The 24,808-nt window shown below is 42.4% G+C and carries 21 protein-coding genes; 3 read left to right on the forward strand and 18 right to left on the reverse strand.

Translation table 11 applies throughout. The features are described 5' to 3' along the window. On the reverse strand, positions 1-2,453 hold a 2,453-nt coding region (gene pclA / locus M1G05_RS04960; protein WP_247953319.1), incomplete at its 3' end, for a pneumococcal collagen-like adhesin PclA. 217 nt (positions 2,454-2,670) lie between these two features. Between pclA and pclR the strand changes: the two genes are divergently transcribed. Next, a complete protein-coding gene (gene pclR / locus M1G05_RS04965; RefSeq protein ID WP_247953242.1) occupies positions 2,671-4,155 on the forward strand; it encodes a virulence transcriptional activator PclR in 1,485 nt (494 codons plus the stop codon). Positions 4,156-4,202: 47 nt separating this feature from the next. Here the strand turns inward: pclR and yaaA are convergent, their stop codons facing one another. The 4 genes from yaaA to M1G05_RS04985 form a co-directional block, all read right to left on the reverse strand. Next, positions 4,203-4,931: a peroxide stress protein YaaA gene (gene yaaA / locus M1G05_RS04970; RefSeq protein ID WP_229294696.1), complete on the reverse strand. Its 729-nt coding sequence runs from the start codon at positions 4,929-4,931 to the stop codon at positions 4,203-4,205. A 186-nt stretch (positions 4,932-5,117) separates the two neighbouring features. Further along, entirely contained in the window at positions 5,118-6,713 is a 1,596-nt protein-coding gene (locus M1G05_RS04975) for a hypothetical protein (protein ID WP_247953243.1), read from the reverse strand. 11 nt (positions 6,714-6,724) lie between these two features. Next, the gene (locus M1G05_RS04980; RefSeq protein WP_247953244.1) at positions 6,725-7,135 is read right to left on the reverse strand and encodes a peptide deformylase; all 411 of its coding nucleotides are present in this window, start codon (positions 7,133-7,135) and stop codon (positions 6,725-6,727) included. Positions 7,136-7,247: 112 nt separating this feature from the next. After that, the gene (locus tag M1G05_RS04985) at positions 7,248-9,944 is read right to left on the reverse strand and encodes a cation-translocating P-type ATPase (RefSeq protein WP_247953245.1); all 2,697 of its coding nucleotides are present in this window, start codon (positions 9,942-9,944) and stop codon (positions 7,248-7,250) included. Positions 9,945-10,250: 306 nt separating this feature from the next. Here M1G05_RS04985 and mntE point away from each other — a divergent pair, with 306 nt between their 5' ends. Then, entirely contained in the window at positions 10,251-11,435 is a 1,185-nt protein-coding gene (gene mntE, locus M1G05_RS04990) for a cation diffusion facilitator family transporter (RefSeq protein ID WP_247953246.1), read from the forward strand. A gap of 36 nt (positions 11,436-11,471) precedes the next feature. Here the strand turns inward: mntE and M1G05_RS04995 are convergent, their stop codons facing one another. The 8 genes from M1G05_RS04995 to cdaA all read right to left on the reverse strand — a co-directional run bounded on the left by M1G05_RS04995 (position 11,472) and on the right by cdaA (position 19,757). Then, complete coding sequence (locus M1G05_RS04995) at positions 11,472-13,343, reverse strand: ABC-F family ATP-binding cassette domain-containing protein (protein WP_247953247.1); 1,872 nt, start codon at positions 13,341-13,343, stop codon at positions 11,472-11,474. After that, complete coding sequence (locus tag M1G05_RS05000) at positions 13,340-14,539, reverse strand: CCA tRNA nucleotidyltransferase (RefSeq protein ID WP_084925762.1); 1,200 nt, start codon at positions 14,537-14,539, stop codon at positions 13,340-13,342. Before M1G05_RS05000 ends, M1G05_RS04995 begins: the two co-directional genes overlap by 4 nt. Then, positions 14,536-15,303, reverse strand: coding sequence for a 4-hydroxy-tetrahydrodipicolinate reductase (dapB, locus tag M1G05_RS05005; RefSeq protein WP_000027874.1), 768 nt, complete (start codon positions 15,301-15,303; stop codon positions 14,536-14,538). The genes M1G05_RS05000 and dapB overlap by 4 nt, the downstream gene beginning before the upstream one ends. A gap of 155 nt (positions 15,304-15,458) precedes the next feature. Further along, positions 15,459-16,307, reverse strand: a complete 849-nt coding sequence (locus M1G05_RS05010; protein ID WP_247953248.1) for a DegV family protein — start codon at positions 16,305-16,307, stop codon at positions 15,459-15,461. A gap of 1 nt (position 16,308) precedes the next feature. Next, a complete protein-coding gene (locus M1G05_RS05015; RefSeq protein ID WP_001050081.1) occupies positions 16,309-16,683 on the reverse strand; it encodes a DUF1149 family protein in 375 nt (124 codons plus the stop codon). Positions 16,684-16,756: 73 nt separating this feature from the next. Next, positions 16,757-18,109 carry a phosphoglucosamine mutase gene (gene glmM / locus M1G05_RS05020; RefSeq protein WP_247953249.1) on the reverse strand — a complete coding sequence of 451 codons (1,353 nt, stop codon included), beginning with the start codon at positions 18,107-18,109 and terminating at the stop codon, positions 16,757-16,759. 24 nt (positions 18,110-18,133) lie between these two features. After that, positions 18,134-18,913 carry a CdaR family protein gene (locus tag M1G05_RS05025; protein ID WP_125393245.1) on the reverse strand — a complete coding sequence of 260 codons (780 nt, stop codon included), beginning with the start codon at positions 18,911-18,913 and terminating at the stop codon, positions 18,134-18,136. After that, positions 18,900-19,757, reverse strand: a complete 858-nt coding sequence (cdaA, locus tag M1G05_RS05030) for a diadenylate cyclase CdaA (protein ID WP_125448153.1) — start codon at positions 19,755-19,757, stop codon at positions 18,900-18,902. The genes M1G05_RS05025 and cdaA overlap by 14 nt, the downstream gene beginning before the upstream one ends. Before the next feature lie 244 nt (positions 19,758-20,001). On the opposite strand from cdaA, the gene M1G05_RS05035 reads away from it, so the two are divergent. Continuing rightward, a complete protein-coding gene (locus M1G05_RS05035; protein WP_247953250.1) occupies positions 20,002-20,970 on the forward strand; it encodes an NAD(P)/FAD-dependent oxidoreductase in 969 nt (322 codons plus the stop codon). 34 nt (positions 20,971-21,004) lie between these two features. Here the strand turns inward: M1G05_RS05035 and whiA are convergent, their stop codons facing one another. The 5 genes from whiA to yihA are packed head-to-tail and all read right to left on the reverse strand — an operon-like array spanning position 21,005 to position 24,807. Continuing rightward, positions 21,005-21,916 (reverse strand): DNA-binding protein WhiA, encoded by a 912-nt coding sequence (gene whiA / locus M1G05_RS05040; RefSeq protein WP_173875914.1) that lies wholly within the window; start codon positions 21,914-21,916, stop codon positions 21,005-21,007. Then, positions 21,913-22,890, reverse strand: a complete 978-nt coding sequence (locus M1G05_RS05045; protein WP_247953251.1) for a YvcK family protein — start codon at positions 22,888-22,890, stop codon at positions 21,913-21,915. The genes whiA and M1G05_RS05045 overlap by 4 nt, the downstream gene beginning before the upstream one ends. Then, positions 22,887-23,777 (reverse strand): RNase adapter RapZ, encoded by an 891-nt coding sequence (gene rapZ / locus M1G05_RS05050; protein WP_247953252.1) that lies wholly within the window; start codon positions 23,775-23,777, stop codon positions 22,887-22,889. Before rapZ ends, M1G05_RS05045 begins: the two co-directional genes overlap by 4 nt. Positions 23,778-23,828: 51 nt before the next feature. Then, entirely contained in the window at positions 23,829-24,209 is a 381-nt protein-coding gene (locus tag M1G05_RS05055; protein ID WP_001140423.1) for a RidA family protein, read from the reverse strand. Between the two features lie 10 nt (positions 24,210-24,219). After that, positions 24,220-24,807, reverse strand: a complete 588-nt coding sequence (gene yihA, locus M1G05_RS05060) for a ribosome biogenesis GTP-binding protein YihA/YsxC (RefSeq protein WP_196311795.1) — start codon at positions 24,805-24,807, stop codon at positions 24,220-24,222. Position 24,808 lies beyond the last annotated feature (1 nt).

Below are 24,808 nucleotides of genomic sequence, written 5' to 3' on the forward strand. Positions count from 1 at the left end.
CCATCACGTCCGTCGCGTCCTGGTAAACCTTGTGCTCCGTCTTGACCATCACGACCTTGAAGACCTTGTTCACCTTTGTCCCCTTTAGGGCCTTTGATGTTGCCTTCTTTTTCCCAGTTGCCGTTATTCTTAACGAAGACGTCGCCTGTTTCTGTATTAACGTATTTATCGCCGTCTTTACCTTGATTTGCTTCTGGGTTAACTTTGCCGTTCAAGACGTCTTTACCGTCGCGTCCATCACGTCCGTCGCGTCCTGGTAAACCTTGTGCTCCAGTCAGACCACGTTCGCCTTGGTCCCCTTTTTCACCTTTAGCTCCGGTTAGACCACGTTCACCTCGGTCTCCTTTTTCACCTTTAGCTCCAGTTAGACCACGTTCACCTTGGTCCCCTTTTTCACCTTTAGCACCTTGTGCTCCGGTTAGACCGCGTTCGCCTCGGTCTCCTTTTTCACCTTTGGCACCTTGTGCTCCAGTTAAACCGCGTTCGCCTCGGTCTCCTTTTTCACCTTTGGCACCTTGGGCTCCAGTGAGACCGCGTTCGCCTCGGTCTCCTTTTTCACCTTTAGCTCCAGTTAGACCGCGTTCGCCTTGGTCCCCTTTTTCACCTTTAGCTCCTTGAGCTCCAGTTAGACCGCGTTCGCCTCGGTCCCCTTTTTCACCCTTGGCTCCATCTTTAATAGCAATTTTTTGAACAAGTTCGTCTACGCCTTCAGTATAAACACCATTTCCATCGTTATCAAGATAGAAAGTGAGGTTATTTGTATCACCAACTTTATTTTGATCAACACGTGGTTTTACTGTATCGATTAACTCTTTAGCCACACCAATTTGCATAATACGTGGCTTAGCTTCTTTAGTAACAGAATTACTAATTGGCAATCCTAAAAGTGTTTCGTTACCAAATCGATGAACTTTATAGGTAATTTGACGTTGTCCTTTTTCACCTTCTCGAACTAATCTAGTTTGACCTTCTGGTAACTTACTAGTTGGAAGATAGACAGTTTGGAAGTCAATATCTTCTGAAACAGTCTTATTATTAGTACCACCATAAGGGTTTGCATCCAAGAGGAGTGGATTTGCTCTATGATAATAGTTAGAGTTACTGTATGGGTCATTGCTAGTAGCGGCACCACCACCACCTTGGTCCACGTTAAAAGTAACAGGTTTCAAACGAACAGACAAGTCACCATTTGGATTATTGATTGGCAAGCTAAATCTGATAGTTTGTTTCTCACTCGTTGAAGTAGCAGAAGTTATACTGTATCCTGAGTGAGATACGAAGTTAGCACCCTGGCTAATAGGTTTTGATTGCTCTCTTAATCTTGGAGTTGTGATGGTCGCATTGGAAGGATTTCCAAATCCATCCCCTTTATCCAAGATAAAGTTATTATTAACAAATTCGCCCGGACCAGAATATTCGATTGTGAAATTCAATTGATTACCTCGACGTACTGTTGTTACATCGTAATGAATTGAATTACCACCACGTGAGTTCCCGTAGCCACGGAAACTATAACTACGACCAGCTTGACTGATGTCTGAAAACGCAACTGTGTTACCAGAACCTGAGACAATTGGGTTGGCCGGATTGCTAGCCGCTCTAAAACCACTATGCCCTTTATCCAAGTCTTCCTTACGGATAGCTGGATTTTGGCGAGCATCAGAAAGGCTCAAACCTGGTTTCAAGATTTCATTAGTTGTTTCTGGAGCTGAAGTCGCTTCTACTTTAGCAGCTGTGCTAGTTGGCAAAACAGCACTGTCAACAGCTGAACGATCAGTCGTTGTTGCAGCTGGTTTAGCTTCTTCTTTGGCTTCTGCTGTGTCAGCTTTCTTCACTACAGGAGTTTCTGATACAGTTCCTTTATCAGAGTTAGAACGAAGTTCTAGCCCAATAATAGCTGATTGAATAGAAGACTCTGCTGCTGATACTTCAGCTTCAGTCGCATCTGCTTTCCCAAGCAAACTTTGACCAGCTTGAATACTTGCTTGCAAGTTAGCAGCACTTGCTTCTGTATATAACTTACTCTCAAGTTTTTTAGCACGCGAAAGAGCTGTTAACAATTTTGACTTGTCAACAGCATCTTGCTGTGTTACTTCTTCTTTTTTGTCTTTTGCTTCTTCAACTTTTTCTGCTGGTCTAGTAGCTTCTTCAGTTTTAGCTGGAGTCGTTTCTACTGGGTTAGCAACAGTTGGAGCTGCATAAGTTGTTTCTTTTTTAGGTGTAGAAACTTCTGCTGGTTTAGTAGCTTCATCTACCTTATCCTTATCAACAGAGACACTATTAGTTGCCTCAGGATGTTGTTCCTCTGCTTGTACTGATTGCGCATTGGCAGCAGTTCCCAAGACTAAGGCTGTCCCGAGCAAGACACTAGCCGCACCAAAGTGATACTTACGAATAGAGTATCGTTGTTGCATGCTATACCAGTCAAATGATTTCTTATGTGAATGTTTCATTTCAAACTCCTAGATAGTATTTTATAGTTTACACTTTACAACTATTTGAGCCATTAATCAATATTATCTATGAAATTAATATATCTGATTTTTGTACCATGGAGCCATATTTTTTTTTTTTTTTTTTTTGAATTTAATGTACATATTTTTAATTCTTGTTTTTTTGTACAAAAGAATCATAATTATGATACAATATAATTTAGGAGGAAATACCTAAATGCGCAACCTTTTATCCACAAAAGACCAAAGACAATTACGTTTAATGGAAACCTTAATTCAGAATCGTAATTGGATAAGGTTACATGCACTTGCCGAAAAATTAGGATGTACAGAACGAATCCTAAAAAATGATTTAAATGAATTACGAACAGCTTTCCCAAATATTGACATCCAATCTTCCGTTAACGGAATTATGATTGATTTAGATGTTAACACTAGTGTGGAAGACGTTTATCAATATTTTCTAGCTCATTCCCAATCTTTTCAATTACTAGAGTATATGTTCTTCAATGAGGGGCTACCTATTTATCGAACAGTTGAAAATCTTCACTCAAGTAATGCCAACCTCTATCGATTAGGTCGAAATATCACCAAAACTCTATCATCTCAATTCCAAATTGAACTATCTTTTACTCCAACTGAGATACGCGGGAATGAAACTGATATTCGCTATTTTTTTGCCCAATACTTTTCTGAGCGCTATTATTTCCTAGACTGGCCTTTTCCAGACCTTCCTGAGGAGGATTTAACAGAGTTTGCTGATTTCTTCTATAAAATCACGAATTATCCAATGCGATTTTCAATTTATAGAATGTACAAATTGATGATAGCTATCAGTATTTACCGCGTCAAAAATGGTCATTTTATCGACTTACCAAATCATTTCTTCGATGAATACTACCCTCTTTTGATGAATATTCCAAATTTTGAGGAGCTACTTGTCCATTTCTCTGAAAAACTGGGACTTGAAATCACTCCAGATATCATCGCCCAAATTTTTATATCCTTTATTCAAAACAATCTTTTCTTAAATCCTCAAGAATTCTTCAACTCTTTAGAAGAAAACAGTGAAGCAAGATACTCTTACCAATTACTGAGTCAAATATTAGAACGCCTATCAAAACAATATAAGATTACTTTTACCAACCACGATGAGCTGATTTGGCATTTACACAACACTGCTTTCTTTGAAAGACAGGAAATCTTTTCTACCCCAATCCTATTTGAACAAAAAGCATTGACGATTAAAAAATTTGAAGTTTACTTCCCAGACTTTATGGGAAGTGCACGTCAAGAACTGGCTCAATACCGTCAAGCAATTGGACAGCATGACCATCCTGAACAGTTGGAACACCTGATGTACACCATCTTAACCCATGCTGAAAACCTCTCTACTCAGTTGTTAGAAAATCGACCACCTATCAAGGTTTTGATTATCAGTAACTTTGACCATGCTATATCCCTTACCTTTGTTGATATGCTTTCCTATTACTGTAATAACCGCTTTACCTTCGATATTTGGGATGAATTACAAACAAGTCCTGAGATTTTAAATCAGACAGATTACGATATCATCGTGTCTAATTTCTATATTCCAGGGATTACTAAGAAGTTTATTTGCCGAAACCATCTGTCAATCATGGATTTGGTTAATCACCTCAACACTTTATCAAATGAGATTCATATATCCAATACTTTATAAACTAAAAAGTCAGCAGGGTCCTGCTGACTTTTTCTCTTACCTGATTTCTATACTTCCTTAACAAAAACCAATTCCTGTGGCTGTGACAAATCTTCTCTGTAGGTAAACCCTGCAAAGCTTAAGCGACGAGCTTCCTCCACCGTCTGTACTTGATTTTGTATCAGGGCTGTCAGGAAAGCACCACGCGCTTTCTTTGAAATAGTTGAATGAATCTTCAGCTGACCACCTCTATCCTCCATGAATTTGAAGGTCACCATTTTTCCTCTGATTTCCTTAGAAAATACAGTCTCAAACTCGGATGACAAGAGAGAGAAAATTAGGTCTTCACCATTCATAGCTTCATCATAGGTTTGCTTCCAATGGCTCTTCAAAGTCTTACCTGCGACTTTTAACTTCATCAAAAAGTCCAAACGGTGAGGGGCTATGGGTGACAAGGCTGGTACGACTCCGTACAAAGCCGAGGTAATGAAGACATGATTTTCAAGATAGGCTTGTTCTACCTCGGTCAATTTATCACGCTTTATATGGCGGTACATAAGCCCATCAAATAGATTCAAGGCTGGGTAGTGTTGAGCAGTTTGCCTTTTCAAAGCTTGGATATTTTGAAATTCTTCCGCCGCCTTCTCGGCTGATACCTTGTAAAAACTCTCCAATTGACTAGCAGAATAGAGAGCCAAGGCATCCAGTACGGCCTGACTTTCTGGTTTTAAAGGAGTGGCTTCAATACTTGGCAAGTCTGTGTTCATTTCTTTTGCTGTTGGGATTAAAATTTTCATATTGATAGTGTAGCATATTTTTTAGCCGCTACCAAGAAATTCATCTGAAAAGAGACTGGGGAAAAAGGCATTAAAATTAAAAAATGCATAGTATCAGGAATTGAGAAATCTTGATACTATGCGTTTTATGATGGAAAGATTTACTTCATTTTTTCCTGAAATTGAGGTTTTGCCCAGCCTCTCCTCTTACTGAACTTTAAAGGTCTTGAGATAGTTGTCTTTTCCTACTTGACCTTCGAAGGTTTTACCATTTTCGAGGTAAGGCAGGTCATCTGATACAGAGGCCTTAACCTTGTAAATCTTGCCATCAACTTTAAAGAAGTAGACGGTGTCGCCCTTGATAACAGCTGATTTGAGGTCTGCTACCACACCCTTGATACTTTCTGTGGTTTCATTATCAATTTCAAGATCGTTTTTGTTGGCGTACTTGCTGAGCAGTTCTTCCACAGTGGTGGCTACGATAACATTTTGGTACTCGACTGCGTCTACCAAAGCGTACTCTTTGACCAAGCCAGCATTGTCCTTCAAGCCCATGATGTAGAGAGGCTTGTCATTGATGTTGATGAGGATTGGGAAGGTTGACTTGTAGGATTTCTCCTGAACAGCACCTTCGGCTGATTCACGGGCTGATTCTTCGGTCGCAGAAGCCAAGCTATACTTAGTGATTTCTCCTGTCCGCATATTTTCAAGGATGAAACCAAGATTACTTTCATCTGCATTGGCCGACGTCACACCTGTGTAGAGGTAGATGTCATTGCCGATAGACAAGTAATTATAGCCCTTGGTAGTCTGGGTCACGTTTTTCTTGGAAATCATGGCATTCCAGAAACCATCCTTGTACTTGCCGTTGTAGTTGATTTGCTCAATGGTTTCCTCAGCTGGATAGACCCTGTCCACCCATTCTGGAACATCTGATAAGCTGTATTCCTTGGTTTCTCCATTTGTGGCATCCAAGATAATGACTGAAACAGGACGAGGAACCGCCAGTCCAAATTGCTTTTGGTAAACTGTAGCCACATAGAAAGGATTGCCCTCATCGTCCACCTCGAAAGATGGAGTTTTAAAGATCTTAGTTGGGTACTTCAAGCGCAGGTGACGCTTGACATCACGGTTAAAATACTCCGAGTCCGAATACTTGATTGGTGTCTTCAAGTCCACCAAGTCCGCATTTCCAGTTACCATGTCCACCTTGATATACTCGCCGATTCCCTTGGCCTGATTGTTAAACCATTTTATAGGATCTGCGTATTCTAGTGGTGTAACCCGATAAGGTTTCCCATCAATCGTCAATTGGGTATAGGTATCTGCCGCTACGTACTGCGACACCTTATCTGTTAGGGAACCCAAGTAGCGGTCCCCAATTTTTTCAGCGGTACTTCTATCTAAGATAGGAACCTTACTGGTATCAGTCTTAGGAAAATCAGTAAAGTCTTTTTCCGTAACCGTGACTACATTGGCATAATTTTTAGCCTGAAAAATGCTAGAAGTTACCAAGGAAACCAAGGCTGCTAAGAGAAGAATTCCTCCAATAGAAGCTAAAAGAATTTTCCCTAACCGATTGATTTTGAAACCCTCAAGATTTAAGGCAGCTTCCGCCTTGCCATGGCGCACATGAACCGTTTTGACAAGGTTTATCCCCTTACCAAAGCCAAATAAGATTGCTACAACCAGCAAATGCCCACAGAGGAAAAAGAGAAATTCCCAGCTGGTCAGGTTAAGAGGCGGTAAAAAGATATACCAGGTCGTTGCGATAAAAATAAGTTCAAAGACTATTCGTTTCATTTGCGTTCCTCCTAAATGATTCGTCCTTCCAAGTGATCCAGTTCATGCTGGCAAATCTGGGCTGGGAAACCTGTCAAAGTAATGATCTGTTCCTGCCACTTGCTGTCACGATAGGCAACCTTTATAGTTTCATAACGCTTAGTTGGTCTCACACCTACCAAAGACAAACATCCTTCTTCCGTCTCATAAGGTCCTTCAGAGGACAGGAGCACTGGGTTAAACATGACCACAGGAACCAAGCCAAGATTAAAAATAATCACGCGCTTCTGCACCCCAATCATATTGGCAGCCAGACCGACACAGGTCTCACGATTTGCTAAGAGTGTATCCTGCAAATCTCTGGCAAGATACAGATCATCCTGACTTGCCGGCTGAGATACCTGAGATAAAAACAAAATATCCTTCACAATTTTCTTTTCCACTTCCTCACACTCCTCTTACTTTTTACTATATTATAGCAATTATAGCATAAAAGCTGACAACTGCAAGCCCTTTCCCTCAACTGTAGCAAAAAGCCATCCGAAGATGACTTTTTTAAATCGCATTCTTATCAAAACCAAGTTTACGTTGAACAAACTTGACAATTTCGACGATAATAATCATTGAGAAGCTTCCAGCCATAACGATTCCCCATTGTGACAAGTCTAGTTTGGTTACGTGGAAGATTCCTTCAAGCGGTTCTACGACGATTGTTGCCATGAGAAGGATGAAGGATACCAAGATGGACCAGTTGAAGGTCTTAGACTTGAATGGGCCAACTGTCAAGATGGATTGGTAAACAGACTTGACATTATAGGCATGGAAGAGCTGAATCAAACCAAGGGTTGCAAAGGCCATAGTAAGAGCATCAGCATGAATGGCATGATTGTCACCCACATGAACTGGGTAAGCAATCGCAAGTCCATAAACACTCATAACAATAGCTGCTTGGAGTACACCTTGATAGATGATAGAACTCAAAACACCACCTGAGAAGAAGCTTGCCTTGCGTCCACGTGGTTTATGGTTCATGACACCAGGCTCAGCTGGCTCAACACCTAGAGCGATAGCTGGGAAAGTATCGGTTACCAAGTTGATCCACAAAAGATGAACTGGCTGTAAGACATCCCAACCAAACAAGGTTGATAGGAAGATGGTCAATACTTCAGCAGTATTGGCAGAAAGTAGGTACTGAATAGTCTTTTGAATGTTTGAGAAGACCTTACGTCCTTCTTCAACTGCAACGATAATAGTCGCAAAGTTATCATCTGCAAGGATCATGTCAGAAGCCCCCTTAGAAACCTCTGTACCAGTGATTCCCATACCGATACCGATATCGGCTGTTTTCAGAGCTGGCGCATCATTGACACCGTCACCTGTCATGGCAACAACCTTACCTTGTTTCTGCCAAGCCTTGACGATACGAACCTTGTGTTCTGGAGATACACGGGCATAAACAGAGTATTGACCAACTACTTTTTCAAAGTCTTCATCTGACAGTTCGTTGAGCTCAGCACCAGTTAAAACATGTCCTTCTGTATCATTAGCATCAATGATTCCCAAACGTTTAGCAATAGCTTCTGCAGTGTCTTGATGGTCACCTGTAATCATGATTGGACGAATTCCCGCTTCCTTAGCCACACGAACAGCCTCAGCAGCTTCAGGACGTTCAGGGTCAATCATCCCAATCAAACCAGTAAAGATTAAATCATTTTCAAGCTCTTCAGAAGTCAGGTTTTCTGGAATGCTATCAATAATCTTATAAGCACCTGCAAGGACACGCAAGGCTTGGTGAGCCATTTCAGAGTTGTTTGTGTGAATGAGGTTTGTAACCTTCTCGTCAATCGGAGCAATATCCCCAGCCTTATCACGAAGAACACAACGTTTCAAGAGTTGGTCTGGCGCACCTTTAACAGCTACGAGGAAGCGTCCATCTGCAAGTGGATGAACTGTTGACATGAGCTTACGTTCAGAATCAAATGGCAACTCAGCCACACGTGGATATTTCTCTAAGAAACCTTTAACATCGTAGCCCTTGTCCAAGGCATACTGGATGAAGGCTGTTTCAGTAGGGTCACCAATCAGATTGCCTTCGACATCAATCTTAGTATCGTTAGCTAAGACTACTGAACGTAGAAGCGGCATTTCAAGACCCAGTTCAATGTCATCAGCTGAGTCATGTAGGACTGCATCATAGAAGACTTTTTCAACGGTCATCTTGTTCATGGTCAACGTACCAGTCTTATCAGAAGCGATGATTTCCGTTGAACCAAGTGTTTCTACTGCTGGCAACTTACGAACGATAGAGTTTCGTTTGGCCAAAACTTGAGTACCAAGGGCAAGAACGATGGTCACGATAGCTGGGAGCCCTTCTGGAATGGCTGCAACGGCAAGGGCAACAGAGGTCATCAACTCACCGAGTGGATTTTTCCCTTGAATGAAGACTCCAACTACAAAAGTAACAAGGGCAATGACCAAGATTGCATAGGTCAAGACCTTAGAAAGGTTGTTCAAGTTTTGTTTAAGTGGTGTGTCTGTCTCATCTGCATCTTGAAGCATACCAGCGATATGACCAACTTCAGTATACATACCAGTATTGACAACAACACCAAGACCACGACCATAAGTAACGTTAGAGTTTTGGAAGGCCATGTTGACACGATCACCGATACCAGCATCTGTAGCAAGTTCAACTGTCAAGTCTTTTTCGACTGGCACAGACTCACCTGTAAGAGCTGCTTCTTCGATTTTAAGAGAGTTGGCTTCAAGCAAACGTAGGTCTGCAGGTACTACATCACCTGCTTCAAGGGCAACGATATCTCCAGGTACCAATTCTTTAGAGTCAATCTCCGCCATATGCCCATCACGCAGAACGCGGGCAGCTGGACTAGACATGGATTTGAGGGCTTCGATAGCTTCTTCTGCTTTCCCTTCTTGGTAAACACCAAAGGCAGCATTGATGATTACCACGGCTAAGATGATAATGGCATCTGCGATATCTTCCCCACCAGAAGTCACGACTGACAAGATTGCTGCCGCAACTAGGATGATAATCATCAAATCCTTAAATTGCTCGATGAATTTGACCAGGATTGATCGTTTCTCGCCTTCTTCGAGTTCATTGTGGCCAAATTCTGCAAGGCGCTTTTCCGCCTCACTTGATGACAAACCTTGCTCGGTCGCATCCACAGCCTGCAAGACCTCTTCAGGACTCTGAGTGTAAAACGCTTGGCGTTTTTGTTCTTTTGACATGTGTCTCCTCCTTGACATTGTGTGCAAAACAGACTCTCTTTTCCCCATCGTATCTTTTCACGACAAACAAAAAGAGACCTGTTAATCATAACAAGTCTCGCTGTTTAAGATAGTGCCGGAAAGCATACTTTTCAGTATAAAATTCGGAATGACGACACTATCACAGGTTTCTGCCAGCTACTCCCTTGAGTAGTACTATTATACCAAATTTTGAAAAGTTTTCAAAGAGTAAAAACTGCCTTATTTGAATTTTCCCTTGAAAACCAGTATAATGGTAGAATGCTATGTGACTAGAAAGGAAGTTGAATGAAGCAATCTATTTCAAATCTCAAGTTGGCGGAACGTGGTGCCATTATCAGCATTTCGACCTACCTGCTCTTGTCTGCAGCCAAATTAGCAACTGGCCACCTTCTTCATTCATCCAGTTTGGTGGCAGATGGTTTCAATAACGTATCCGATATCATTGGAAATGTGGCCCTCTTGATTGGGATTCGAATGGCACGCCAGCCTGCAGACCGTGACCACCGTTTTGGTCACTGGAAGATTGAAGATTTGGCTAGCTTAATCACTTCCATCATTATGTTTTATGTTGGCTTTGATGTGCTGCAGGATACCATTCAAAAGATTCTCAGCCGGGAAGAAACGGTCATTGATCCTCTGGGCGCAACTCTGGGAATCATTTCTGCAGCGATTATGTTCATAGTCTATCTCTACAATACTCGCCTCAGTAAGAAATCCAACTCCAAGGCACTGAAAGCAGCTGCCAAGGATAATCTTTCTGATGCTGTTACATCACTTGGTACGACCATTGCCATTCTTGCTAGCAGTTTCAATTATCCTATTGTGGACAAACTGGTCGCCATCATCATCACTTTCTTTATCTTGAAAACTGCCTATGATATCTTCATCGAGTCTTCCTTTAGCCTTTCAGATGGTTTCGACGACCGTCTGCTTGAGGACTACCAAAAAGCTATCATGGAAATTCCCAAAATCAGCAAGGTTAAGTCGCAAAGAGGTCGCACCTACGGTAGCAACATCTACCTGGATATTACGCTAGAGATGAACCCTGACCTGTCTGTTTTTGAAAGCCATGAAATTGCGGATCAGGTCGAGTCTATGTTGGAAGAACGTTTTGGAGTCTTTGATACCGATGTCCATATCGAGCCAGCATCTATCCCTGAGGATGAGATTTTAGACAATGTCTACAAAAAATTGCTTATGCGCGAGCAATTGATTGACCAAGGAAATCAACTGGAAGAACTCTTGGCTGACGATTTTGTCTATATTCGTCAAGATGGAGAGCAGATGGATAAAGAGGCCTATAAAGCCGAAAAAGACTTGAATTCCGCTATCAAGGATATTCAGATCACTTCCATCAGTCAGAAGACCAAACTCATCTCCTATGAGTTAGATGGTATCATCCATACCAGTATCTGGCGTCGCCACGAAACTTGGCAAAATGTCTTTCATCAAGAAACTAAAAAAGAATAGAGAAATCCTGTCATGAGACGGGATTTTTCTATTCTTCTAACTATCAAAGTCACTTAAATATTCATAGCGTTCGTATTTTTCAAGAAGTGCTTCGTTTTTCTCATCTAGCTCTTTTTGGAGAGTAGCCAGCTTACCAAAGTCAGAGCCATTTGCCTGCATCTCCTCTTCAATAGCAGTGATACGGTTTTCCAAGGCTTCAATATCGCCTTCAATACTTGCCCACTCCTGCTTTTCTTGGTAGGTCATGCGTTTCTTATCTTCACGGACCTTGACCACTTTTTCTTTTTCAATCTTTTGCACTTGATTGGCCATCTCTGTTTCAAAGGCTTTTTCATCTAAGTAGTCGGTGTAATGACCAAAGAAAGGACGAATCTTGCCATCCTCAAAAGCCAGAATCTTAGTCGCTACCTTATCCAAGAAATAGCGGTCGTGACTAACAGTCAAAACTGGACCAGCAAAGCCTTGCAAGAAATTCTCCAAAACTGTCAAGGTCGCAATATCTAGGTCATTTGTCGGTTCGTCCAAAAGAAGAACATTGGGTTTTTCCAAGAGCAGTTTGAGGAGATAAAGACGTTTTTTCTCTCCCCCAGACAATTTCTCAATCAAGGTTCCATGAGTCGAACGTGGGAAAAGGAACTGCTCCAGCAACTCTGCAATCGAAGTCGTAGAACCACCGCTAGTCTTGAACTCTTCTGCCACTTCCTGCAAGTAATTGATAACTCGCTTGCTTTCATCCAAGCCCTCAATTTGCTGAGAGAAATAGGCAATGCGAACAGTTTCCCCAATCACAACTTGACCTGCTGTAGGCTCAAGACTTCCTGCAATCAAGTTGAGTAGGGTTGATTTTCCCACACCGTTATCCCCAACGATTCCGATACGGTCTTTAGCCTGAACTAAGAGATTAAAATCTTGCAAAATAGGCTTGTTTTCATAGGCAAAGGAAACATCCTGAAACTCGATAACTTTCTTCCCAATCCGACTAGTTTCAAAGTTCATGGTCAAGTCTGTCTCAGCAGCACCCACTGAAACATCCTTTTTCAGATCATGGAAACGATTGATACGAGCCTGCTGCTTGGTCGCACGCGCCTGCGGTTGTCTGCGCATCCAGGCCAATTCTTGTTTGTAGAGTTGTTCTTTTTTGTGAAGAAGAGCCGCGTCGCGCTCATCCTGTTCCGCCTTTAGGCGAACATAGTCCTGATAATTGCCCTGATATTCGGTCAAGCCTGCGCGATCCAATTCGAAAATCCGAGTTGACAAAGCGTCTAGGAAATAACGATCGTGGGTAATAAAAAGGACGGTCTTCTTTGAATTTTTCAAAAAGAGGGTCAGCCACTCAATAGTCGCAATATCCAGATGGTTGGTCGGCTCATCCAAAAGCAAGAGATCGTGGTTGCCAAGTAAAACTTGCGCCAATTGGACTCGTCTTCTTAGGCCACCTGATAATTCCCCAACAGGAGTAGATAAGTCCTGAATCCCCAGCTTGCTGAGAACGGTCTTGACCTGACTCTCAATTTCCCAAGCTTGAAGAGAATCCATTTCAGCCATGACCCGTTCCAAACGCGCCTGCTTGTCCTCACTATAGTTGAGCATGATCAACTCATACTCACGAATGAGCTGGATTTCCTTGAGGTCGCTAGATAAAACCGTATCTAAGACCGTCTTGCTATCATCAAAATCAGGGTCCTGAGTCAAGTAACCAATCTGGTAATCATTCTTAGCTGAAAAGGGACTAACATCCCCATCAAATCCAGAAACACCAGAAAGAACATCTAAAAGGGTGGTCTTCCCTGTTCCATTGACACCAATCAGACCAATTCTGTCTAGGTCATGGATGATAAAGGAAATATCCTTAAAAACGGTCTTGTCACCGACGGATTTACTTAGTTTTTCAACGATAAAATCACTCATTTTTTCTCCCTCAAGTAAGCATGGATGGCTTGTAGGTCATTTTCCAATGTTCCATCGACAATGGCATATTCAATCTCTGTTAAAATCTCTCCCAAGTCTGGGCCCGGCTGATAACCATATTCCTTGATCAAAATACCACCGTTGATTTGGATTTCTTTCTTATCATGAATGGTCAGACTCTGGTAGGTTTCTGTGATGACTTGTGGGTTGACTGGTTTTCCCTGAGCCTGACGAAGATTTTCAGCCTGTAAAAGCAAATCCAAGTCAAAGCGGTAACAATCGCGCTTGCTCAATTCTCCCTTTTCACGCAAGGCCAAAATAGTCAGTAAATCCTGAACTTGCTTAGCAAACTGGCGTGAGGTCTTCCAAGCCTTCAAAAAGGGCTGCGCATTTTCAATATCCAAAGCCCACAGTAGAGCCGCCCAGGCTTGTTCAGAGGATTCAAAAGTAAAATCGGTCTCTAACTCAAACAGTCTGTTAAGCTTGTCCTGGCTAGCTGCCATATCAGGGAGATAATCATAAGCTTGACTCTCAATCATGGAAGCCAAGCCCCTTCTCCAAAATGGAGCCAGCAAGAGTTTATCAAACTCAACGAAGGTACGCTCTACAGAAATTTTCTCCAAAAGTGGCGTCAAAGTCTTCATAGCTTTAAATGTTTCTGACTCAAGCTCAAAGCCAAGACTGGCCTGAAAACGGAAGCCACGCATAATCCGCAAAGCATCTTCGTTGAAACGCTCACTTGCCACTCCAACTGCTCGTAAGACTTGCTTTCCCAAATCGTCTAAACCATGGAACAAGTCAATGATTTCCCCTGTCTCGTCCAAGGCAAAGGCGTTGACTGTAAAATCACGGCGTTTGAGGTCTTCTTCTAGCGAACGCACAAAGGAAACCGCACTGGGTCTTCGATAGTCCACATAGACATCTTCTGTCCGAAAGGTGGTTACCTCATACTCCTCGTCCCCATCTAAGACCAAGACAGTTCCATGCTCGATTCCGATATCGGCTGTTCGCGGAAAAATCTGCTTGGTCTCTTCTGGATAAGAAGACGTTGCGATATCCACATCATGGATAGGGCGATTGAGAAGGGCATCTCGAACAGAACCTCCAACAAAATAGGCCTCAAATCCTGCTTCTTTAATTTTTTCTAATACTGGTAAAGCCTTCTGAAATTCAGAAGGCATTTGCGTTAATCTCATAATAAGTGTTCTAATCCATAGACAAGCTCATGACGCTTGACAACTTCTTTAATTCCCAAATTCACCCCTGTCATGAAGGAGCTGCGATCATAGGAGTCATGACGGAGGGTCAATCCTTCTCCCTGATTGCCAAAGATGACTTCCTGATGGGCTACCAAACCTGGCAAACGAACTGAGTGGATACGCATGCCATCAAAATCAGCACCACGAGCACCTGCAATGAGTTCTTCCTCGTCTACTGCACCCTGCTGGATAGACTCTCGAACTTCTGCCATTAATTCAGCTGTTTTAATAGCTGTTCCACTCGGAGCATCTTTTTTCTTGTCATGATGAAGCTCGATAATCTCCACATTTGGGAAATATTTAGCAGACTGCCTTGCAAATTGCATGAGCAAGACAGCACCCAAGGCAAAGTTAGGAGCAATCAAGCCACCCAAATCTTGGACACGAGAAAATTCTTTTAGCTCTGCAATTTCTTCACTTGTGAAACCTGTTGTTCCAACTACTGGAGCAAAGCCATTTTCAAGAGCAAAACGTGTATTTTCGTAGGCAACAGTTGGAGTAGTAAAATCTACCCAGACATCCGCTTCAAAACCAACCAAATCAGCCTTATCCTTGAAAACAGGAATTCCCTGCCATTCTGACTCAGACTCAAAAGGATCCAAAACTGCTACCAAGTCTAAGTCTGGATCAGCCAAAACCATCTGACAAGCAGCCTGGCCCATCTTTCCCTTAAAACCAGCAATAATTACTCGAATACTCATCTCTACTCCTGTCTAAGATACAAAGCCTGTAGGAACACAAAGTGAAAATAGGAGTTCTGATCAAGAAGTGTCTACTCCTTGGAAGAACTATCTTTTTCACACAGGGTTCCAGGCGTGTTCATTTGCTAACTTCTTAACTAAGCTAAAAGTCCCAACTAAATCACTGGAATATAACCTAGAGCAATACTTCCTGCTCCTAGGTGGGTTCCAATGACACTACCAAATGTAGCAAGTGAAATATCCGTACCTACTCCAGATTCAAGTAAGTGCTGACGCAATTCTTCAGCCTTTTCAGGAGCATTCCCGTGAATGACAATGATACGGTATTGGCCTGAAGCTGTGGCTTCCTTGATAATCTCAATTAAGCGCTTAGTTGCTTTCTTTTCAGTACGAACTTTTTCGTAAACTTCAATCACACCTTGATCATTGAAATAGAGGATTGGCTTAATGCTTAGCAGATTGCCCAAAATCGCAGCTCCATTTGAAAGGCGCCCCCCTTTTACCAAATGATCCAAATCATCCACCATGATAAAAGCAGATGTGTGACTAATTTGAATAGCTAGCTTATCCTGAATAATGGCAAAGTCATCACCCTGGTCTAGCCAGTTAAAGACACTTTCAACCATGATACCCAGAGGAGCACTTGTAATCAAAGTGTCTGGGAAAGCAATAGTTAAACCCTCATATTCTTCTATCATATACTGGATATTTTGGTAAAAACCTGAAATTCCAGAAGATAGGAAAAGCCCCAAAGCATGTGTATAACCTTGTTCTTTGAGCGAAGTTAGAATCTCATCTAACTTGGCAATACTTGGTTGACTGGTCTTAGGCAATTCAGAAGCCTGAGCCATTTTTTGGTAAAATTCCTCAGCAGTCAGATTGATACCTTCGACATACTCCTCACCATCAATATTGACAGGAATATCCAAGACATATAAATCTTCTCTTTGCAAGGCCTCTGCACTGAGATAGGCAGAGGAATCTGTGATAACAGCTAATTTCATATTAGAACTCCAAATTGATTCCTGGTAAGTCTAATGCAATTTCAGTTACTTCGTAAGTCAAACGGTTGAGCATGTTCAAACATGGACGAGCCAAGGTTTCCACTTCTTCTTGGTTCAATTCACTTGGTTCGTTAACAATACGACCATCGATATGATTCACCTGTGAAATGGTTCCACTAATGACAAATTTATCAAATACAATCATAAAACTCAAGACAACAATCAAGGAAGTCACTTGATTTTCTTGGTCATGTTGAATTAATTGGAAGTTCACATCCACCTTAGTTTCAGGAGCTCCATTTTCATTTTCCCATTCAAAATTACGCGCATCAAAATGATACTGACTAACAAATTCTTGTTCACGTTTAAGATTCATGTCTTTCTCCCTTGGCTACAATATTATAAGCTATTGTACCATAATTTTTTATTTTCATCTAGTTTTCTAGGATTTAGTCAATCCCGATTTCAGCTCGAACTACGTCTGCGATGGTATCAACATAGTAGTCCACTTCTTCTGTTGTAGGCGCTTCTGCCATAACACGCAAAAGGGGCTCTGTTCCACTTGGGCGTACTAGGATACGGCCATTCCCTGCCATTTCTTCTTCCATCTTCTCGATGATATCCTTGATAGCTGGCACTTCCATAGCCTTTTCCTTCATGGCATTTTCCACTCGGATATTGACTAATTTTTGTGGATAGATGGTTACTTCTGCTGCCAACTCTGACAAACTCTTACCAGTTTCCTTCATGATTTTTGTCAATTGGACAGCTGATAATTGACCATCACCTGTTGTATTGTAGTCCATCAAGATGACGTGACCAGACTGTTCACCACCAAGGTTGTAGCCTGATTTTCTCATTTCTTCAACAACGTAGCGGTCGCCAACTGCAGTGACTGCCTTGTTAATACCTTCACGGTCCAAGGCCTTGTGGAAGCCAAGGTTGGACATAACAGTTGTCACGATTGTATTTTGAGCCAATTGTCCTTTTTCAGAAAGGTATTTCCCGATGATGTACATGATTTTATCACCATCAACGATATCCCCATTTTCATCAACAGCAATCAAACGGTCACTGTCTCCATCAAAGGCCAAACCAATAGCTGATCCGCTTTCTTTGACCACTTCTTGAAGGGTTTCTGGGTGAGTTGAACCAACATTAAGGTTGATGTTAAGACCATCTGGTGTTTCCCCGATAACCGTTAATTGAGCACCAAGATCTGCAAAAATTTGACGGGCACTTGTAGAAGCTGCACCATTGGCTGTATCCAAGGCAACCTTCATTCCATCAAGAGGAGTTCCAGTTGAAACAAGGTATCCTTCATACTTACGCAAACCTTCTGGATAATCTACCAAGGTTCCCAAGCCTTCAGCACTTGGACGAGGAAGAGTGTCTTCCGCAGCATCTAGCAAGGCTTCAATTTCTGCTTCTTTTTCGTCATCTAGTTTGAAACCATCACCACCAAAGAACTTAATTCCATTATCAAGGGCTGGGTTATGGCTAGCAGAAATCATGACACCTGCACTGGCTCCCTCAGTTTTTACCAAGTAAGCTACTGCTGGTGTTGCAAGGACACCAAGTTTGTAGACGTGAATCCCTACAGAGAGGAGACCTGCCACCAAGGCAGATTCTAACATTTCCCCAGAAATACGTGTATCACGTCCTACAAAAACTTTCGGTGCTTCCGTTTCATGTTGGCTAAGAACATAGCCTCCAAAACGTCCTAGTTTAAAGGCCAATTCTGGCGTTAATTCTACGTTAGCTTCTCCACGGACTCCATCAGTCCCAAAATATTTACCCATTTTTATAAAATCCTTTTCCTATTTTTAATTCGTTTTTGAACTAGTTGCTTTCGTTGACGAAGATGTCTCCGACGAACTGCTTGTAGTTGAATTTGATGTGTTTGAACTTGTACCCACAGGTTTTGTAGTGACCTTCATTGTCGTATCAAATGGAGTAATCACCGCTGGTAAGACAACACCATTACGGTCGATTGCCTGCAAAGGTACTGAACCACTGTAATTACCTGTTATCCGTTCGCTAGTTGGTAAAAGCGCAATAATACGATCAATTTTAGCTAGTGTTTCTTGGTCAGTTGTGACAGAAACTCGTTCGTTTGACACGGTTACACTATCAATTTGTAGCTTGGAATCAATCTGGCTTTGGTCAACTTGTGGCACAACAATCATCCCATCTCGCTTAACCTTCTTCCCAACTTTCACTGTAATCTTTTGAGGCGTTGCCACAGCGGTCAATCCGCTTGGAAGATTTTCAATATTCAAGGGAACTTCAATCGTTCCAACACTGGCATCCGTCAAATCCGCTGTGACCTTAAACTTACGAGTGCTCTCCTGCATTTCGCTGGCCAAGGTCACACGATTAGCTCCGGTTAATATCACTGAAACTTCTGATGCAAATCCACTAATGAAATACTGGTCATTATCATAGTGAATATCGATAGGAACGTTCGTTATCGTATTGGTGTAGGTTTCTGATTTGACCTGCCTTGCGGTATTGCTATTTTGAAAGTTGGTTGACGTTGCATAAATGAATAAGACACAAGCAAAAAAGAGAGATGAAATGATATATAGACTATTTTTTCTCATATTTCCAACCTCCTAGCAAACGATCCTTGAAACTGACTTTTTCCTCAACAGCCGGCAAAAGAATTGCTCGTAGCTCTGCTTCAAATTCTTCAATCGTCAAGTCGTGCTTGAAAACACCGTTATAGGTAATAGAAATGCCTCCTGTTTCCTCTGAGACGATGAAGGTCAAGGCATCGGATACTTCTGACAAACCGATAGCCGCCCGGTGTCTGGTCCCAAATTCCTTGGAAATCCCTGTGCTTTCTGTCAAGGGAAGATAGGCAGAGGTTACTGCTATTCGATTTTCTCTGATAATCACAGCACCATCGTGTAGGGGAGTGTTGGGGATAAAGATATTAATAAGGAGTTCAGCTGAAATATTGGCATCCAAAGGAATCCCTGTCGCAATGTATTCTTGTAAGGTCCGAACTCGTTGGATGGCAACCAGAGCACCAATCTTACGAGGACTCATATATTCAACCGACTTGACAAAGGCACGAATCATTTGCTCCTCTGCACTAATTTGAGCAGTAGAAAAGAAATCTGTCGCCCTTCCCAAGCGTTCCAAACCAGTCCGAATCTCTGGAGAGAAGATAACAACCGCAGCAATAACCCCATAGGTGATAATCTGATTAATCAACCAAGAAATCGTTGTTAAATCAAGGATATTGGCCACAACCTGGGCTAATACAAAGATCACGACCCCACGCACCAAAATCATAATCTTGGTGCCAGCTATCGCTTTTGTAAAACGATATAAAATATAGGCCACAATCAAAATATCAAACACATTGATGGCAATACTCCAAGGACTAGAAAACAAGCTAGTCCAATATTGCAGGTTGGATAATTGTTGAAAGTTCATCTGCTGTCTCCTCTCTGTCCAAACACGTTCCTTTCTATTATACCATTTTTCTGGCATTTTTTTCCCTATCCTACTTCATTTTAAATTAAAGAAAAAATATGATAAAATAAACTGATACTCAATGAAAATCAAAGAGCAAACTAGGAAGTTAGCCGCAGGCTGTACTTGAGTACGGTAAGGCGACGCTGACGTGGTTTGAATTTGATTTTCGAAGAGTATGACTAGAAAAAACAAAGGAGAAACCATGTCTCAACTCTATGATATCACTATTGTAGGTGGCGGTCCTGTCGGGCTTTTTGCGGCCTTTTACGCCCACCTACGCCAAGCAAAGGTCCAAATCATCGATTCCCTTCCTCAACTAGGTGGACAGCCTGCTATTCTCTATCCTGAAAAGGAAATCCTAGACGTACCAGGTTTCCCAAACCTGACTGGAGAAGAGTTGACCAACCGCTTGATTGAACAGTTAAACGGCTTTGATACCCCTATTCATCTCAATGAAACGGTTCTTGAGATTGAAAAACAAGAAGAAGGCTTTGTAATTACAACTTCTAAAGGAAGTCACCTGTCTAAAACTGTTATCATCGCTATGGGGGGCGGTGCCTTCAAACCACGTCCTCTGGAACTAGAAGGCGTTGAAGACTATGAAAATATCCACTACCACGTTTCCAACATCCAGCAATATGCTGGTAAGAAAGTGACGATTCTTGGTGGAGGAGACTCGGCTGTGGATTGGGCTTTGGCTTTTGAAAAAATTGCACCAACTACCCTTGTTCACCGCAGAGATAATTTCCGCGCCTTGGAACACAGTGTCCAAGCTTTGCAGGAATCTTCTGTGATCATCAAGACACCATTCGTCCCTAGCCAACTCCTTGGAGATGGAAAAACGCTTGACAAGTTGGAAATCACAAAAGTTAAATCTGATGAAACAGAAACTATTGACCTAGACCACCTCTTTGTCAACTATGGTTTCAAATCTTCTGTCGGTAACCTTAAAAACTGGGGTCTGGACCTCAACCGTCACAAGATTATCGTCAACAGCAAACAGGAATCCAGCAAAGCAGGTATCTATGCTATCGGTGACTGTTGCTACTATGAAGGAAAAATTGATCTGATTGCGACAGGCCTCGGAGAAGCTCCAACTGCTGTCAACAATGCTATCAACTACATCGACCCTGAGCAAAAAGTACAACCAAAACACTCTACTAGTTTATAAAAAAAGAACCACGAGTCACATAGGATTCGTGGTTTTATAGTTCATCGGCTAATTTGTTTATCTTTCTGAGTCTGTGGTTGACACCACTTTTTGTAAGGGGAGTGCTGAGACTATCTGCTAACTGCTGGATAGAGTAGTCTGGGTGCTGAATCCGCAACTGTGCTACTTCCTGCAAATCCACTGGCAGATTTTCTAAGCCCATGATATCTTTGATTTTACTGATATTGTTGATAGTCTTCATGCTGGCAGAAACTGTCCGAGCAATATTGGCTGTCTCGGCATTATTGGCCCGATTGAGGTCGTTACGAGTTTCTCGCAAAATCTTAACCCGCTCAAAATCATCACGCGCCTGCATAGCTCCGATGACAATCAAGAAGTCCATAATATCTTCAGCTCGCTGGAGGTAGGTCACTGCCCCCTTCTTACGCTCAAGCACCTTGGCATCCAGTAAAAATTGCTGGAGAAGTGAGGCAATCCCTTGCGCGTGGTCCAGATAAACAGAACTGATTTCCAACTGGTACTTACCTGATTCAGGGTCACGAATGCTTCCATTTGCCAAGAAAGCGCCACAAAGATAAGCACGACCGGCTTCCTCGTCTGATAAAATCTCCTCATCAATACCTGTTTCCAGGCCAAAGAAAGAGTCGGCCAAATGCAAATCGCTCAACAAATCCTGCACCTTTTCATCAGTAAAAACGGTATAGACGCGATTCTTGCGAAGATTACTCCGTTGGTGATGGCGGATTTCTGATTTGATTTCATAAAAATAGAGAAAGGACTCATAGAGGTGACGAGCCAGTTTGGCATTTTCTGTCACGACGGACAAGGTCAAGCCCGAAGTCGAGAGACCGATGCTACCAGACATCTTGATAATGGCAGATAATTCATGCCGGCTTAGATGGTGCTGACCTAGAATTTCTTCTTTTACTGCTACTGTGAAACTCATTTTCTCACCTGTATAATCCGCATCAATTCATCCACAATCAAATCTCCATCGTGGAAGGCACCCCCATTTTCCAGACGAAGAAAGTTGGATGAAATCACACGCGGAACTTGCTTACAAAGACCAGCAAAATCATGGTCCACCTGCACCAAGTATTCATCAAAACGGTTGGAATTCATGTATTCCTGAGGGACTTTTTCGATATTCACCAAGACAGTATCGATAAAAGGTCGGCCAAGATGGCGATGCAAAACTTCCACGTGATCGCTATCTGTAAAATATTCCGTCTCCCCACGTTGGGTCATGATATTGCAGACATAGGCGATTTCTGCCTTAGTTTCCAAAAGTGCCTGCCCGATTTCTTTAATCACGATATTGGGCAAAATCGAGGTAAAGAGGGAACCAGGCCCGAGGACAATCATGTCACTTTCAAGAATGGTCTGCACTACTCGACGGCTGGCAAGAGGTATATCATCGTTGAGGGTATTGGTCACATAGACATGGTCAATCATGCCCGGATAATCTGCAATATGGCTCTCTCCAGCCACTTCTGTTCCATCCTGAAAGACTGCATGAAGGGTCAAAGGATGGTCACTTGAAGGATAAATCTTTCCAGTTGTGTGGAAAAATTTACTCAGTAACTGCATGGCATTATAGGTCGATCCCTGCATTTCTGACAAGCCAGCAATGATGAGATTTCCCAGCGGATGACCAGCAAAGGCTCCGGCTTCCTCAGAAAAGCGATACTGAAAGACCTTCTCATAAAACTTAGGCATATCCGACATAGCCACAAGGACATTGCGAAGATCGCCTGGCGGTGTCAACTGCTGCATATTTTTTCGGAGTTCACCTGATGAACCACCATCATCTGCCACCGTTACGATAGCAGCGATTTCCACATCTTTTTCCCGCAGACTTTTAAGAATGACGGGGATTCCAGTTCCTCCACCAATCACCGTTATCTTTGGTTTTCTCATGAACGGTTTACCGTTTCCTTTCTTCGGTCTTTGTCGCGATGCCCTTCATTGACAGACCAATTCTTGGATAAGTCCTGCGCCAAGCGTTTAGCAAAGGCCACACTACGGTGTTGCCCACCCGTACAACCCATGGCAATGGTCAAAACAGACTTCCCTTCCTTTTGGTAACTTGGCAAAATCGGCTCAATCAAGGCCAATAAATGTTGATAAAAGTCTTCTGATTCAGGATGGTTCATGACATAATCATAAACAGGTTCATCCACACCCGTTTGGTTTCTCAGTTCTGGAAGGTAATATGGATTTGGCAAGAAACGGACATCAAAGACTAAATCTGCATCAATCGGGATTCCATATTTAAAGCCAAAAGACATGACTTCGATACGGAAAGACTGGGTTTGTGCCTGATCTGAAAACTGTTCTGCAATGGTTTTACGCAGTTCACGTGGAGTGAGTTCAGTTGTATCCACCACATTTTGGCTCATGTTTTTCAGTGGTGCCAAGAGTTCACGCTCCAACTTGATTCCATCCAAAATCCGACCGTCTGCTGCTAGAGGGTGGCTTCGTCTGGTTTCCTTATAACGAGCAACTAATTCCTTATCAGCTGCATCCAAAAAGAGAATTTTAAAATCCAGTTCTTCCTTATTTTCCAACTCATCCAAAACAGCTGAAATCTCTGAGAAGAAAGAACGGCTACGCATATCCACTACCAAGGCTAACTTATGGTCGTCTTCCTTGGTTTCAACCAACTGTAAAAACTTAGGCAAGAGAGCTGGCGGCATATTATCAATGGTAAAATAGCCTAGATCCTCGAAGGACTGAATGGCCACAGTTTTCCCTGCACCACTCATCCCTGTCACAATCACTAAGTGAAGTTGTTTCTTTGTCATCTTTTTCTCCTTATATCAAAAGAAGTTTGGCCGAACCAAACTTCAACTAGCTTATCCAATCTCTGCGATGACTTCGATTTCGACTTTTACATCACGAGGAAGACGAGCCACCTCCACAGCTGAACGAGCTGGAAATTCCTCATTGAAGGCCGTTTGGTAAACCTCGTTAAAAGGAACAAAGTCGTTCATATCGCTCAAGAAGCAAGTTGTTTTGACAACATGGTCAAAGTCTGTTCCTGCTTCTGCCAAAATAGCACCAATGTTTTTCAAGACTTGTTCTGTCTGTTCTTGGATGGTTTCTCCAACGATTTCCCCAGTTTCAGGAGATAGGGGAACTTGACCGCTAGCAAACAAAAGGTTGCCAACGATTTTTCCTTGAACATAAGGTCCGATAGCCTTTGGAGCTTTATCTGTATGAATTGTTTTTGCCATTTTCTTTTCCTCACAATTTTTCTAAGATTGCATCCCAAGCCTCATCCATCCCTGCCTTGCTGACAGATGAAAAGAGGATGAAATCATCACTTGGGTCAAAGTTTAATTTCTTTTTGATTGCTGATTCGTGCTTGTTCCATTTACCACGAGGAATCTTGTCCGCCTTAGTTGCAACGATGATAACCGGAATCTCGTAATACTTGAGAAATTCGTACATCTGGACATCATCTGCTGACGGGTCATGACGAAGGTCAACTAAACTGATCACCGCACGGAGATTCTCCCGAGTTGTTAAATACTCCTCAATCATGCGTCCCCACTTTTCACGTTCCTTTTTAGAAACACGAGCATAGCCATAACCAGGCACATCCACAAAACGCATCTTGTCGTCGATATTAAAGAAGTTGAGAAGCTGAGTTTTACCAGGTTTCCCTGAAGTTCGCGCTAGATTCTTGCGGTTCAACATGGTATTGATAAAGCTAGACTTGCCAACATTGGAACGCCCTGCTAGGGCAATCTCTGGCAGTTCATCCTGCGGATAGTGGGATTTATTAGCTGCACTGAGCAAGATCTCAGCATTATGTGTATTAAGTTCCATA

The organism is Streptococcus mitis (genome assembly GCF_023109515.1).
In the GTDB taxonomy this organism is placed as follows: Bacteria; Bacillota; Bacilli; order Lactobacillales; family Streptococcaceae; genus Streptococcus; species Streptococcus mitis_CS.